Genomic DNA, 14054 nt, shown 5'->3' on the forward strand with positions numbered 1-14054 from the left:
GTCTGTGTGGGGAAATCCAGGCGGATTGCAAAATGTTTGTAAAGATTGCGAGGTATGTGGGAAGGGAGATACGGCAGTGGGGCCGTATCTCCTGCCAGTCAGGCGACGGCGTTCTCTTCCAGCTGGCGCATAAACTGGCGAACCCAGTCCATCCGCGTTTTACGCTCCTCCAGGTCCTGCATGAACTTCAGGCGCGTGGGACCGTCCAGGCGGAAGTGCTGCGGCTGCTTCTGCAGCAGGCCGATCAGCCACACCGGATTGACGTTGTTTTTCTCGTTAAATTCGATCACGCCGCCTTTTTCGTTGCTTTCCAGCTTGCGGATCCCTAACTTTTGCGCCTGCTGACGCAGACGGGCGATATCCAGCAGGTTGCGGGCGGCATCGGGCAGGCGGCCAAAACGATCGATCAGCTCGACTTTGATCTCCTCCAGATCCTGTTCGTTTTTGGCGCTGGCAATGCGCTTATAGAATGACAGGCGCGTATTGACGTCAGGGATGAAATCATCAGGCAGCAGGGAAGGCATGCGCAGTTCAACCTCCGTCTGCTGACTGGTGAGATCTTCCAGCGAGGGTTCACGCCCGGCTTTTAGCGCATCGACTGCGTTCTCCAGCAGCTCCATATACAGAGAGAAACCGATGGTTTCCATCTGACCGCTCTGATCTTCCCCAAGCAGTTCCCCGGCCCCGCGAATCTCCAGATCGTGGGTTGCCAGCGCAAAGCCGGCGCCGAGATCTTCCAGCGACGCAATGGCCTCGAGGCGCTTTTGCGCATCGGTGGTCATCGCTTTCGGATGCGGCGTCAGCAGCCAGGCATAGGCCTGGTGATGCGAACGGCCAACGCGGCCGCGCAGCTGGTGCAGCTGGGCGAGGCCAAAATGGTCGGCGCGTTCGATGATGATGGTGTTGGCGGTGGGAATGTCGATCCCGGTTTCGATGATGGTGGCGCACACCAGCACATTGAAGCGTTGATGATGGAAGTCATTCATCACCCGCTCCAGTTCGCGCTCCCTCATCTGACCGTGACCGATGGCGATCCGCGCCTCCGGCACCAGCTCCGCCAGCTTGTCGGCGGCTTTCTGGATGTTCTCAACGTCATTAAACAGATAGTAGACCTGGCCGCCGCGCAGCGTTTCGCGCAGGATCGCCTCGCGCACCACCAGGGCGTCATATTCGCGAACGAAGGTCTTCACCGCCAGGCGTCGCGCCGGCGGCGTGGCGATGATCGACAGATCGCGCATCCCGCTCATCGCCATGTTCAGCGTCCGCGGGATCGGCGTGGCGGTGAGGGTCAGAATATCGACATCGGCGCGCATCGCTTTGATGCGCTCTTTATGCCGTACGCCAAACCGGTGCTCTTCGTCGACGATCAGCAGCCCGAGATCGCGCAGCTTCACCTCGCTCTGCAGCAGCTTGTGGGTGCCGATCAAGATATCGATTTTGCCTTCCGCGGCCTGCTCGAGGATCTGCGCCTGCTCTTTAGCGCTGCGGAAGCGGGAGAGCATTTCGATGCGTACCGGCCAGTTGGCGAAACGATCGCGGAAATTGTCATAGTGCTGCTGAGCCAGCAGGGTGGTCGGCACCAGCACCGCCACCTGCTTGTGGTTCTCCACGGCGAGGAAGGCGGCGCGCATGGCCACTTCGGTCTTGCCGAAGCCCACATCGCCGCACACCAGGCGGTCCATGGCCAGCGGCTGGCACATATCGCTGAGGACGGCGTTGATCGCCTGCGCCTGATCCGGCGTGGTTTCAAATGGGAAGCCGTCGCAGAACAGCTGATACTGTTCGCGGTCGTGTTTAAAGGCAAAACCCGCCTTCGCCGCGCGCTGGGCATAGATATCCAGCAGCTCGGCCGCCACGTCGCGTACTTTCTCAGCCGCTTTTTGTCGCGCCCGGGTCCAGGCATCGCCGCCCAGCTTGTGCAGGGGGGCGTTTTCTTCCGCCCCGCCGGCGTAGCGGCTGATAAGATGCAGGGACGATACCGGAACGTATAGCTTGGCATCGTTGGCGTAGGTCAGCATCAGATATTCGCCGGTGATGCCGCCGGCTTCCAGGGTAGTCATGCCCGCGTAGCGGCCCACGCCGTGTTCCAGGTGAACGACCGGCTGGCCGATATGCAGTTCGGCGAGGTTGCGAATCAGAGTGTCAGGGTTAATGGTGCGTCGCGAATCCTGACGACGGCGCGCCACCCGCTCGCCGAGCAGGTCGCTCTCGCAAATCAGCGCCAGGCCGCGCTGGCTGTCGATAAACCCGTGCTCGGCGGCGCCAATCATCAGATAGCGGCCGTTGCCGGTGGCTTCCTCCAGACGCAGCACATGTTTTGGCGCAACTTTAATCCGCGCCAGCATTTCGCTCAGCGCTTCACGGCGGCCTTCGCTTTCCACCGAGAAGATCACCGGACCGGTAAAGGACTCGAGGAAGCGGCGCAGATTATCCAGCGGCGCTTTGTTCTGCGCCTGGACGGCGAGGTCCGGCAGCGTCTGGTAGCCCAGATTAGTATTCGCCGCTTTGTCCGCCAGACGCTCGGTTTTCAGCTGCACGCGCGGCCATTTTTTCAGTTCGCTGAATAGCTCATCGCTGCGCAGCCACAGCAGCTCAGGCGGCAGGAGCGGGCGCATCGGGTCGACGCCGCGGTTTTCAAAGCGGGCGCGGGCTTCATTCTGGAATCGCTCCGCGCTGGCCTCGAGATCGCCGGTGTTGACGATCAGCGTGCTGGCCGGGAAATAGCTGAATAACGGCGGCAGCGGCTCGCTGAAGAACAGCGGTTGCCAGTATTCGATACCGGCAGGTAGCGTCCCTTTACTGACCTGCTGATAGATGTGTTCGGCATCGCGCTTCACCTCAAAGCGGTCGCGCCACTGGCTGCGGAACAGCTCAATAGCGGTCTGGTCGGTGGGGAACTCGTGCGCCGGCAGCAGGTTAATGGCCGCCACTTCCTCCAGCGTGCGCTGGCTGTCAACGTCGAACAGGCGCAGGCTGTCGATTTCATCGTCAAAGAAATCAAGGCGGTAGGGCTGATCGCTACCCATCGGGAACAAGTCGAGCAGCGCGCCGCGGGTAGCATATTCGCCGTGCTCCATCACCTGATCGACATGGCGGTAGCCGGCCCCCTCCAGCTGATCGCGCAGCGCATCGCGCGACAGGCGCTGGCCCTTTTTCATCACCAGCGCGTGGCCGTGAAGGAAGCTGTGCGGACAGACGCGCTGCATCAGGGTGCTGACCGGGACGATCAGTACGCCGCGCTGCATGGTGGGTAACTGGTAAAGGGTGGCAAGACGGGAGGAGATGATGTCCTGATGCGGCGAGAAGCTGTCGTAAGGGAGCGTTTCCCAGTCCGCCAGCCCCATCACCATGCTGTCGGTAAACTGCCTGATCTCGTCGTTCAGACGCAGCGCGTTTTGCATGTCAGGCGCCACCAGCACCACCGGGCCGCTGTGGCGTTCGGCCATCTCCGCCACCAGGGTGGCGCAGGCTGCGCCGGTCAACTCGCCAAGCTGGCGCTGATCGCCGGCTTTGACCGGCAATGAGTATCGATATTGTTCAGGCATAGACGGTTTCATGATCTCTTAGGGATTCGCTCTGCCGATATGGAGGGCAACTCGCTGATATTCAATAGTGAGATTATCCGCGATTGGTCTGGATTCGCCAACCCGAATTGCCATCGCGTATTGGGTGAAGAAAGGTCAGCGCTGTCGATAAGCGTAAAGATAAATAAGTAAGTACTTATCTATCCGTTTGTATTTACTTGGTTTTTAGGTTTGTTGCTAATAAAGTCGTCATGTATCAGTCGTTTACGCTGCCCCTAATCGCTTATATACTCGGGCATCGGCTATCAGCAACCAGATGGATGACATGTACCAACCTGCCGCACTCTTTATCGGCCTACGCTATATGCGCGGGCGCGCAGCCGACCGCTTCGGTCGTTTCGTCTCCTGGCTCTCAACTATCGGTATTACGCTTGGCGTAATGGCGCTGGTGACAGTCCTGTCGGTGATGAACGGCTTTGAACGCGAGCTGCAAAACAACATCCTGGGGCTGATGCCACAGGCCATTCTTAGCGCCAAACAGGGTTCGGTGAACCCTCAGCAACTGCCGGAGCGCGAAGCGAAACTTAATGGGGTAACCCGCGTAGCGCCGATCACCACCGGCGACGTGGTGCTGCAGAGCGCGCGCAGCGTGGCGGTCGGGGTTATGCTGGGCATTGATCCGGCGCAGAACGATCCCCTGACTCCATACCTGGTGAACGTCAAACAGAGCGATCTGCAGGCGGGCAAATATAACGTTATTCTCGGCGAGCAGCTGGCGGGCCAGCTGGGGGTTAATCGCGGCGATAAAATTCGCGTGATGGTTCCTTCCGCGAGTCAGTTTACGCCGATGGGCCGCGTGCCGAGCCAGCGTCTGTTCACGGTCATCGGCACCTTCGCCGCCAACAGCGAAGTCGATGGCTATCAGATGCTGACCAACATCGACGACGCCTCCCGTCTGATGCGCTATCCGCTGGGGAATATCACTGGCTGGCGCCTGTGGCTGGATCAACCGCTGCAGGTCGACACCCTGAGTCAACAGACGCTGCCGCCGGGAACTCAGTGGCAGGACTGGCGCGAGCGCAAGGGCGAACTGTTCCAGGCGGTGCGCATGGAGAAAAATATGATGGGCCTGCTGCTGAGCCTGATCGTCGCCGTCGCGGCCTTCAACATTATTACCTCGCTGGGGATGATGGTGATGGAGAAGCAGGGCGAAGTGGCGATCCTCCAGACCCAGGGGCTGACGCCGCGGCAGATTATGGCCGTCTTTATGGTGCAGGGGGCCAGCGCCGGGATCGTCGGCGCGCTGCTGGGAGCGGTGCTTGGCGCCCTGTTGGCCAGCCAGCTGAATAATTTAATGCCGATCATCGGCGCCTTCCTTGACGGCGCGGCGCTGCCGGTGGCGATTGAGCCGCTGCAGGTCATTGTTATCGCCCTGGTGGCGATGGTGCTGGCCCTGTTGTCTACGTTGTACCCTTCCTGGCGCGCTGCCGCCACCCAACCCGCTGAGGCTTTACGTTATGAATAAGATCCTGCTGCAATGCGACAACCTGTGCAAACGCTATCAGGAAGGCAATGTGCAAACCGATGTCCTGCACAATGTCAGCTTCAGCATTGGTGAAGGCGAGATGATGGCTATCGTCGGCACCTCCGGCTCTGGCAAAAGTACGCTGCTGCATCTGCTCGGCGGCCTGGATACGCCCACCTCTGGCGACGTGATTTTCTCCGGTCAGCCGATGAGCAAGCTATCCACCGCCGCGCGCGCCGACCTGCGTAACCGCGAGCTGGGCTTTATCTATCAGTTCCACCATCTGCTGCCGGACTTTAGCGCACTGGAAAACGTGTCGATGCCGCTGCTGATTGGCAAAAAGAAGCCGGCGGATATTGAACGCCAGGCGAAAGCGATGCTGCAGGCGGTCGGGCTTGAACACCGCAGCCATCACCGTCCGTCGGAGCTCTCCGGCGGCGAGCGCCAGCGGGTGGCGATTGCCCGCGCGCTGGTGAATAAACCGCGGCTGGTGCTGGCGGACGAGCCAACCGGTAACCTCGACGCTCGCAACGCCGACAGCATCTTCCAGCTGCTGGGCGAACTGAACGTCGCGCAGCGCACCGCGTTTCTGGTGGTGACCCACGACCTGCAGCTGGCGAAGCGCATGAGCCGCCAGCTGGAGATGCGCGATGGCCGTCTGACCGCCGACCTGACCCTGATGGGGGCCGAGTAATGGCGTCTCCGTTATCGTTACTGATTGCATTGCGTTTCAGCCGCGGCCGGCGGCGCGGCGGCATGGTGTCGCTGATCTCGGTGATCTCCACCATCGGCATTGCGCTGGGGGTGGCGGTGCTGATCGTCGGCCTCAGCGCGATGAACGGCTTTGAACGCGAGCTGAATAACCGCGTGCTGGCGGTGGTACCGCACGGCGAAATCGAACCCGTGAATCAGCCGTGGAATAACTGGCAGGAAGCGCTGGCGAAGGTGCAGAAGGTGAAGGGGATTGTCGCGGCAGCGCCCTATATTAACTTCACCGGCCTGGTGGAGAGCGGCAGCAATATGCGCGCCATCCAGGTGAAAGGCGTCGACCCGCAGCAGGAGAGCCAGCTCAGCGCGCTGCCTACCTTTGTGCAGAATAACGCGTGGGCCGGATTCAAGGCTGGCGAACAGCAGGTGATCCTGGGCAAAGGGGTCGCCGATGCCCTGCACGTGAAGCAGGGGGACTGGGTATCGATCATGATCCCTAATGCCGACGCCGACCATCAGCTGCTGCAGCCAAAACGCGTCAGGCTGCATGTGACCGGAATTTTACAGCTGAGCGGCCAGCTCGATCATAGTTTTGCCATGATCCCGATGCAGGATGCGCAGCAGTACCTGGAGATGGGCAGCAGCGTGACCGGCATCGCCATCAAGGTCACCGACGTTTTCCATGCTAACAAGCTGGTACGCGACGCCGGCGAGGTGACCAACAGCTACGTCTACATCAAGAGCTGGATCGGCACCTATGGCTATATGTATCGCGACATCCAGATGATCCGCGCCATTATGTACCTGGCGATGGTGCTGGTGATCGGCGTGGCCTGCTTTAACATCGTCTCGACGCTGGTGATGGCGGTCAAAGACAAAAGCGGCGATATTGCGGTGCTGCGCACGCTTGGCGCAAAAGACGGCTTAATTCGCGCGATTTTCGTGTGGTATGGTTTATTAGCCGGATCGGTAGGCAGCCTGTTTGGGGTGGTGATCGGCGTGATCTGCGCGTTGAACCTGACGTCGATCATCAACGGCATCGAATACCTGATTGGGCATAAATTCCTCTCCGGCGACATCTATTTTATTGACTTCCTGCCGTCAGAATTGCACTGGCTGGACGTCTTTTATGTGCTGGTGACAGCACTGTTGCTGAGTTTGCTGGCCAGCTGGTATCCCGCCCGCCGCGCCAGCCGCATCGACCCGGCGAGGGTGCTGAGTGGCCAGTAATTTATCGTCATCGTCGGCCTGGCTGACGACAAAAGAGGAATTGCTGAAATGTATTATGGATTTGACATTGGCGGCAGCAAGATAGCGCTGGGCGTATTTAATCAGGAGCGGCGACTGCAGTGGGAAAAACGCGTCGCCACGCCGAAAAGTAGTTATGAGGATTTTCTCCAGGCGGTAGAGGCGCTGGTCCGCGAGGCCGATGAGCGCTTCGACCAGCAGGGTTCGGTGGGGATCGGTATTCCGGGAATGCCGGAAACGGCGGACGGCACGCTGTATGCCGCTAACGTGCCAGCCGCCAGCGGCCGGCCGCTGCGCGCTGACCTCAGCGCGCGGTTGGGGCGCGATGTGCGTCTCGATAATGACGCCAACTGTTTCGCGCTGTCGGAAGCGTGGGACGATGAGTTTACGCAATACCCGCTGGTGATGGGATTGATCCTCGGCACCGGCGTGGGCGGCGGCCTGGTGTTGAACGGTAAATCGATTACCGGACATAGCTATATCACCGGCGAGTTCGGTCATATTCGCCTGCCGGTGGATGCCCTGGAGGTGGTTGGGCGCGATTTTCCGCTGCTGCGCTGCGGCTGCGGCCAGCTGGGCTGTATTGAAAATTATCTCTCCGGTCGCGGTTTCGCCTGGCTGTACGAACATTTTTATCAGCAACCGCTCTCCTCGCCGGAGATTGTGACGCAGTGGCAGCAGCACGATCCGCGCGCGCAGGCGCACGTTGAGCGCTATCTCGATCTGCTGGCGGTGTGTCTGGGGAATATACTGACCATTGTCGACCCGGATTTGCTGGTGCTCGGCGGTGGATTATCTAACTTTACGGCCATTAGCGAAGGGCTGGCGCAACGATTGCCGCGCCATCTTCTGCCGGTCGCCAGGGTTCCGCGCATTGAGCGCGCGCGCCACGGCGATGCCGGGGGAATGCGCGGTGCGGCCTTCCTTCACCTGACCCATTAATCACAGAGGTAGCTATGCAGTCGCGCCGTTTACATCGATTGAGCCGTTTTCGTCGCAATAAACGTCGGTTGCGTGACCGTCTGCGTCAGCGGATTTTCTTTAGGGAGGACAGGATGAAGCCTGAAGCGATGGCAAAACCGAGAGTGGTGGTGTTAACCGGCGCGGGCATCTCGGCAGAGTCGGGGATCAAAACCTTCCGCGCGGCCGATGGCCTGTGGGAAGAGCATCGGGTGGAAGATGTGGCGACGCCGGAAGGCTTCGCCCGCGATCCGGCGCTGGTGCAGGCGTTCTACAACGCCCGTCGTCGTCAGCTGCAGAGTCCGGAAATCGCGCCGAACGCGGCGCATCTGGCGCTGGCGCGTCTGGAGGATCTGCTGGGCGACCATTTTCTGCTGGTCACCCAGAATATTGATAATCTGCACGAGCGCGCCGGCAACCGCCGGGTGATCCATATGCACGGCGAGCTGCTAAAGGTGCGCTGTTCGTGGAGCGGCCAGGTGCTGGAGTGGACCGGCGACGTCACCGCCGAGGACAAGTGCCACTGCTGCCAGTTCCCGGCGGCGCTGCGTCCGCACGTGGTCTGGTTTGGCGAAATGCCGCTGGGGATGGATGAGATCTACAGCGCGCTGGCCGACGCAGATATTTTTATCGCCATCGGCACCTCCGGCCATGTCTATCCGGCGGCTGGCTTTGTGCACGAGGCGCGACTGCACGGCGCCCATACCGTTGAACTGAACCTGGAGCCCAGCCAGGTGGGCAGCGAGTTTGCCGAGAAGCACTACGGGCTGGCAAGCGAAGTGGTACCCGCCTTTATCGATAAGCTGCTGCAGGAAAACGCGCTGTAAACTGAAGCAGCCTGCCGGTAGCCAGGGCGCAGCCCACGGCCGCCGGCAGCGCTGCTGACAAGGATGTCACGTCATGACAGGAGTCAGACCATGCATAATCCGCTGGTTATCGAAGCGATCATGTTGATCGCGGCCATTATCGTTGGCGTCTGGAGCCAGCGCGCTTTACCGCTACACGCCGATAGCCGACCGATCCTCTTCCTGCTATGTCTGTTCCTCGGCACTGGCAGCGCGTTGTGCCTGCTGCTGGATATCTTAGCTCTGCTGTTGACCGGTCAGGTCGCGACGGGCGGTGTGCGAATATACGGTCCGTTGCTGCTGCTGGTGGTGCTGTGGAAACCTCTCAACTGGGTTGTCGGCATCATTGAAGATTTTGTGCAGCGGCGAGCCGAAAAAGGGAAGGGCAAAGGCCAGCACGACGGCGGTCAACGCTGATCCGCCGCCTGCGCCGTGGCTTATTTATAGCGCCTTTTGCATATTAATGACCGAACGGGCGTTCGAGGCGCTGGTAGCCAGCACATCGATAACCCCGGTGCGTAATGCCCCCAGGATCGCCGTCGCTTTCGTACTTTCGGAGGCGATAGCGATGACGCAGGGAATGGCCCGCAGCTGTTCGAGACTTAAGCCAATGACCCGGTCATTCATCACCGTATCGACGGGTTTGCCCTGAATATTGAAAAAGCTGTACCCCGCCAGATCGCCCACCACCCCCTGTTCCTGACGCGCGGTGGCAATTTCCTGCGGCGTAAACCAGCCGAGCTGCACCATAAAGCTGTTTTCATTCATATCGCCGAGGCCGATGATCGCCACGTCAGCTTTGCTGGCCTGTTCGAGCGTGGCCTTAATCAGGCGGTTTTGCATAAAGGCCGCGCGCAGCTCCGGGGTTTCCACATAGGCCGGGGCGTAAAGCGTTTCGCTGAAGCCGTTAAATTTGCGCGCCAGATTCCGGCTGATGTGGTCGGCGTCAATCAGCTGATTGTCACGCTTGGTTCCGCCGATGCCGCAGATAAATCGGCAGTGGCGCTCAGGAAACACGCCAACGTGATTCGCCACCGCGGCCACATTGCGCCCCTGACCAACGGTGACGGTCATATCGTTTTTTAACACCCCGGCAAGGTAGTTACTGACCAGGGCCGCCACCTGCTGGCGCTGTTCATCTTCATCATGGTGATCCAGGGCAATTAGCGCGCGCTTAATGCCAAAGTGCGAAATAAACTGCTGCTCAATCTGGGAGCTGAAGACCGGATGGTATTTGACGCTGATCTCAACAATCCCTTCCTGGCGCGCTTTTTTCAGCAGGCGCCCGACTTTGATACGCGAAATGCCGAATCGTTTGGCGATCTCTTCCTGCGTTTGTTCCTGATCGTAATAAGCCACCGCAATTTCAGTGAGCAGGGCGTAATCTGAGTCTTGTTCAATCATGGCCTGGAATTTCCATCTCTGGTGTCCCTTTTATATTACTGCGCCTGCAAAATAAATTCCTGTGTAACGCGTTGAACAATGTCGCAATAGCCTTGCGCGTCCCAGGCCGCGCGGCCGATAAACAAGCCATTGATCTCCTGCTGGCGCAGCAATTCCACCGCGTTTTGCAGCGTTACGCTGCCGCCATAGAGCAGCGGGATACGGGTTCCCGTCTCGTGACCAAACCGCTCGCAAAGCGCCTGACGTAGCGCCTGATGAATGACGCCCGCCTCCTGCGGTGAGGCGGGCGTACCATGTTCGCCAATGGCCCACACCGGTTCATACGCAATCAGGGTCCGCAGCGCCTGCTGGTGGCTCAGGCCATACAGGGCGATCTTCATCTGCCGCACCACGCTTTCACGCGACACCTGCCAGCGTTTCTCCTCGGCGCTATCGCCAATACAGATCAGCGGGCGCAGGCCATGACCTAAGGCGCTATGCACTTTTCGATTAATCGCGGCATCGCTTTCATTAAAGGCGGCGCGTCGTTCTGAATGTCCCAGCTCAACAAGCGTGGCGCCGGTTTCTGCCAACATGGCCGCCGAGATTTCCCCGGTCTAGGCGCCCTGATCCGCTTCATGCATATTCTGCGCGCCGGTCAGAAGCGGTAACTGATGCGTTTGCAGAAAATGGCTGACGGGTTGGATCGCGGTGAAGGGGGGAATGACGAAGGGCTGAATAGCGGGGTGACAGCCCTCCGGCATCCGCGCTGCCAGCGTTTCGCACCAGGCCATGGCCTGCGACAGCGGCTTGTTCATTTTCCAGCTGGTTCCTAACCATATCGGGGTCATCATTGCTTCTCCTCTTAATAAAATCAAATAGTTGCCAGGAACGGGGCCATACCCTGTATTGAGGTTGAACTTTTTATCACTGCATGAACATATGTTAGATCACATTTTTCGATGAAAAAAATCTATGAATTTTTTTATGTGATCTTCATCACTCATGGCGGCTCATTCATCAGGTAATGTTTTGAGCATATGATTTGATAGTGAACATATGAACAGTCAACTGAAAAAATGAGAGGCGCATGATGTCAGCAGAGAAAAAACCCGTTGTGGCGATTACCATTGGCGATCCGGCAGGGATCGGCCCGGAGATCACCGTGGCCACCATGATGGACAAAAGCGTGTATGACGAGTGCAAACCGTTCCTGATCGGCTCGGTACCGATTATCAGCCGGGCGATGAAAATCATGGGCTGCGATTTTGCTATCCATAAAATTGCCCATCCGCAGGAGGCCCGTTTTAGCTGGGGGACGTTGGATGTTCTGGAAACTGGCGACTACGATTGCGACAGTATCGAATGGGGCAAGGTGCAGAAACTGGCGGGGCAAATGTCGCTGGACTATGTGATGAAGTCGATCGAGCTGGGCAAAGCGGGGCTGATCGACGTGGTCTCTACTGCACCAATTCATAAGGAAGCCATCAAGCTGGCAGGATGTAAGCTCCCGGGCCATACCGAAATCTATCAGGTGGAAACCCAATCTGATTACGGTCTGACCATGTTCCACGTCCACAACCTGCGCGTCTTCTTCGTGAGCCGTCATATGGCGCTAAAAGCAGCCTGTGACTATGCCAACAAAGCGCGAGTGCTGGCCTGCGTTCAGCAGATCCACCATGAATTTACCGCCCTGAACATCAAAAATCCGCGCATTGCCGTGGCCGCCCTGAACCCGCATGGTTCCGACAATGGTCTGTTTGGTCACGAAGAGGCTGACAATCTGATCCCGGCGGTGAAAGCGGCCCAGGAGATGGGGAGCAACGCTATCGGGCCGGTTCCGGCCGATTCCGTGTTCCATCTCGGCAAACAGGGGCGCTACGACGCCATTCTCTCGCTGTATCACGATCAGGGGCATATTGCCTGCAAAACCCTCGACTTTGAACGTTCGATCACCATTACCTTCGGCCTGCCGTTTATGCGCAGCTCCGTCGACCATGGGACGGCGTTTGATATCGCCGGTACCGGTAAGGCGGGTACCGTCAGTATGCTGGAGTCGACGCTGGTGGCGGCCCGTTACTGGAAAATGAAGCATCAATAATCGCTGAGGTTCATGCGAATCACGAGGACAGAGAAATGGAAAAACATCTGTTGATTAGCAAGGGCTGTAAGGGCTGGGGCGGGCCGCTGACTATCACGCCAGGTCAGGGGAAAAAGATTGCGTACATCACCGGGGGGATCCGTCCCCCGGTCGTCGACCGCCTGAGCGAACTGACCGGCTGGCCTTCCATTGATGTATTCAAGAATGGCGAACCGCCGGCGGAAGAGATTGGTTTAATGGTCATCGACTGCGGCGGCACGTTGCGCTGCGGACTCTATCCGAAGCGGGGAATTCCCACCATGAACCTGCATCCCACCGGTAAAAGCGGCCCGCTGGCGGAATTTATACACGAAGGGATCTACGTCTCCGGCGTGACGCCAGCCTGCATTGAGATGGTCTGGCCGCAAGGGGAAGGCGGAAAGCTTGGGATCGTGGCTGACGATCTGACCGGGGCAACTACCGTCGGGGTGCTGCTGGCGCGCAGTGGTTTAAAAACCGCCGCGTTTTTCGATACCGAATCCTTCGCCCGCAATGAGGTAGAGTATCCGGCGATGGTGGTCAGCAGCGACAGCCGCCCATTGCCGAAAGCGGAGGCCCAGCACAAAGTGAGCGCTGCGGTGAAACAGCTGCAGGCTCGCGGCGCGCATTACTTCACCAAGCGGATTGATACCACGCTGCGCGGCGGCATCGGATTTGAAATCGACGCCATGCTGGAACAACTGCCGCAGGAGACGGTGGCGGTTGTGGTGCCGGCGATGCCGCAGTCACGGCGTATTCTCGTCGGCGGTTACTCGGTGATTGATTCGGTAGCCCTGTCGCGGACCGATGTGGCTCGCGATGTACGTACCCCGGTCACCGAGTCGTGGGTGCCGGGACTGTTGGCGGCGCAGACCCATCATCAGGTCGGGCATATCGCGCTGACATCGGTGATGAAAGGCGAAGGGCAAATCCAGCAGGATTTACAGGAACAACAACAGCGCGGCGTGCGGGTGATAGTGGTCGATGCGATAACCGTCGACGATGTCGATGCCATCGCCGGGGCGGTAGTGGCCCTGAACTGGAACGTGCTGGCCGTCGATCCGGGGCCCTTTACCGAACGGCTGGCGGTTCGTCGCGGCCTGATGCGCGAAGCGCGGAGCAGCGCGCCCGCGAGCCTGACAGCGGACGGCCAGCGCGGCTCGATTTTGATCGTTGCCGGCAGCGCAACGCCAGTAACCAAAAAACAGCTCCAGTATTTGATCGCTAATGATGCCCGGGTCTGCCATATCCCGGTGGATGCCGAGCTGTTGGTTGACCGGAAAAACGCCGCTGAGATTGAAGTCAATCGCGTGGTGCAGCATGCCCGACAGTGCGTTCCGGCGCAGCACAACGCGCTCTTTGTTTTTGAGTCCGCCTTGACCGGGCGGTTGCTAAACCTTCAGGAAGAGGAGCAGCGATTTGGTCTGGCCCACGGTGAGGCTGCGCAAAATATTAACCACGGATTGGGCAGTATTGTGCGCGAGGTGCTTAACTGTGCGTCGGGTGAAATTAAAGGATTGTATATGACCGGTGGTGACACCATGGTCAATGTACTAAAAGAGCTGGGCGCCACCGGAATAGAAATGATTGACTATGTCATCCCGCAAACCGATATGGTGCGGATCATTGGCGGCGATTATGCCGGCTTAATTTGCGTCGGGAAAGGAGGGCTAACCGGACCGGAAGATATTATTAGCATCATTGTTGACCGAATTTATCAGGAAGCACAGCAATAACCCAGT

At 58.9% G+C, this 14054-nt stretch carries 11 protein-coding genes and 1 pseudogene; 9 read left to right on the plus strand and 3 right to left on the minus strand.

Annotated features, from left to right (window positions below; all coding sequences use genetic code 11):
- Positions 1-98: 98 nt before the first annotated feature.
- Positions 99-3545: a transcription-repair coupling factor gene (mfd, locus tag DR88_RS16990; RefSeq protein WP_025860870.1), complete on the minus strand. Its 3447-nt coding sequence runs from the start codon at positions 3543-3545 to the stop codon at positions 99-101.
- 39 nt (positions 3546-3584) lie between these two features.
- On the opposite strand from mfd, the gene DR88_RS30525 reads away from it, so the two are divergent.
- The 7 genes from DR88_RS30525 to DR88_RS16960 all read left to right on the plus strand — a co-directional run bounded on the left by DR88_RS30525 (position 3585) and on the right by DR88_RS16960 (position 9227).
- On the plus strand, positions 3585-3716 hold the full coding sequence (locus DR88_RS30525) for a hypothetical protein (RefSeq protein ID WP_004140630.1): 132 nt from the start codon (positions 3585-3587) through the stop codon (positions 3714-3716).
- A gap of 133 nt (positions 3717-3849) precedes the next feature.
- Entirely contained in the window at positions 3850-5049 is a 1200-nt protein-coding gene (gene lolC, locus DR88_RS16985) for a lipoprotein-releasing ABC transporter permease subunit LolC (protein WP_002900795.1), read from the plus strand.
- Entirely contained in the window at positions 5042-5743 is a 702-nt protein-coding gene (gene lolD / locus DR88_RS16980) for a lipoprotein-releasing ABC transporter ATP-binding protein LolD (protein WP_023159038.1), read from the plus strand. Before lolC ends, lolD begins: the two co-directional genes overlap by 8 nt.
- A complete protein-coding gene (gene lolE, locus DR88_RS16975) occupies positions 5743-6987 on the plus strand; it encodes a lipoprotein-releasing ABC transporter permease subunit LolE (RefSeq protein WP_002900801.1) in 1245 nt (414 codons plus the stop codon). Before lolD ends, lolE begins: the two co-directional genes overlap by 1 nt.
- 48 nt (positions 6988-7035) lie before the next feature.
- On the plus strand, positions 7036-7947 hold the full coding sequence (nagK, locus tag DR88_RS16970) for an N-acetylglucosamine kinase (RefSeq protein ID WP_004147948.1): 912 nt from the start codon (positions 7036-7038) through the stop codon (positions 7945-7947).
- A 14-nt stretch (positions 7948-7961) separates the two neighbouring features.
- On the plus strand, positions 7962-8792 hold the full coding sequence (gene cobB / locus DR88_RS16965) for a Sir2 family NAD+-dependent deacetylase (protein ID WP_004176563.1): 831 nt from the start codon (positions 7962-7964) through the stop codon (positions 8790-8792).
- 90 nt (positions 8793-8882) lie between these two features.
- Complete coding sequence (locus tag DR88_RS16960; RefSeq protein WP_002900906.1) at positions 8883-9227, plus strand: hypothetical protein; 345 nt, start codon at positions 8883-8885, stop codon at positions 9225-9227.
- 24 nt (positions 9228-9251) lie between these two features.
- On the opposite strand, the gene DR88_RS16955 is transcribed toward DR88_RS16960, so the two are convergent.
- The gene (locus DR88_RS16955; protein WP_004140612.1) at positions 9252-10214 is read right to left on the minus strand and encodes a sugar-binding transcriptional regulator; all 963 of its coding nucleotides are present in this window, start codon (positions 10212-10214) and stop codon (positions 9252-9254) included.
- A gap of 35 nt (positions 10215-10249) precedes the next feature.
- A pseudogene (locus DR88_RS0125430) lies at positions 10250-11044 on the minus strand (triose-phosphate isomerase).
- A 242-nt stretch (positions 11045-11286) separates the two neighbouring features.
- Here DR88_RS0125430 and pdxA point away from each other — a divergent pair.
- Together pdxA and DR88_RS16945 are read left to right on the plus strand one after the other, a co-directional pair.
- Complete coding sequence (gene pdxA / locus DR88_RS16950; protein WP_025860875.1) at positions 11287-12294, plus strand: 4-hydroxythreonine-4-phosphate dehydrogenase PdxA; 1008 nt, start codon at positions 11287-11289, stop codon at positions 12292-12294.
- A 35-nt stretch (positions 12295-12329) separates the two neighbouring features.
- Complete coding sequence (locus tag DR88_RS16945) at positions 12330-14048, plus strand: four-carbon acid sugar kinase family protein (RefSeq protein WP_004147952.1); 1719 nt, start codon at positions 12330-12332, stop codon at positions 14046-14048.
- Positions 14049-14054 lie beyond the last annotated feature (6 nt).

Origin of the sequence: Klebsiella pneumoniae (assembly GCF_000742135.1) — a bacterium.
Classification (GTDB): domain Bacteria; phylum Pseudomonadota; class Gammaproteobacteria; order Enterobacterales; family Enterobacteriaceae; genus Klebsiella; species Klebsiella pneumoniae.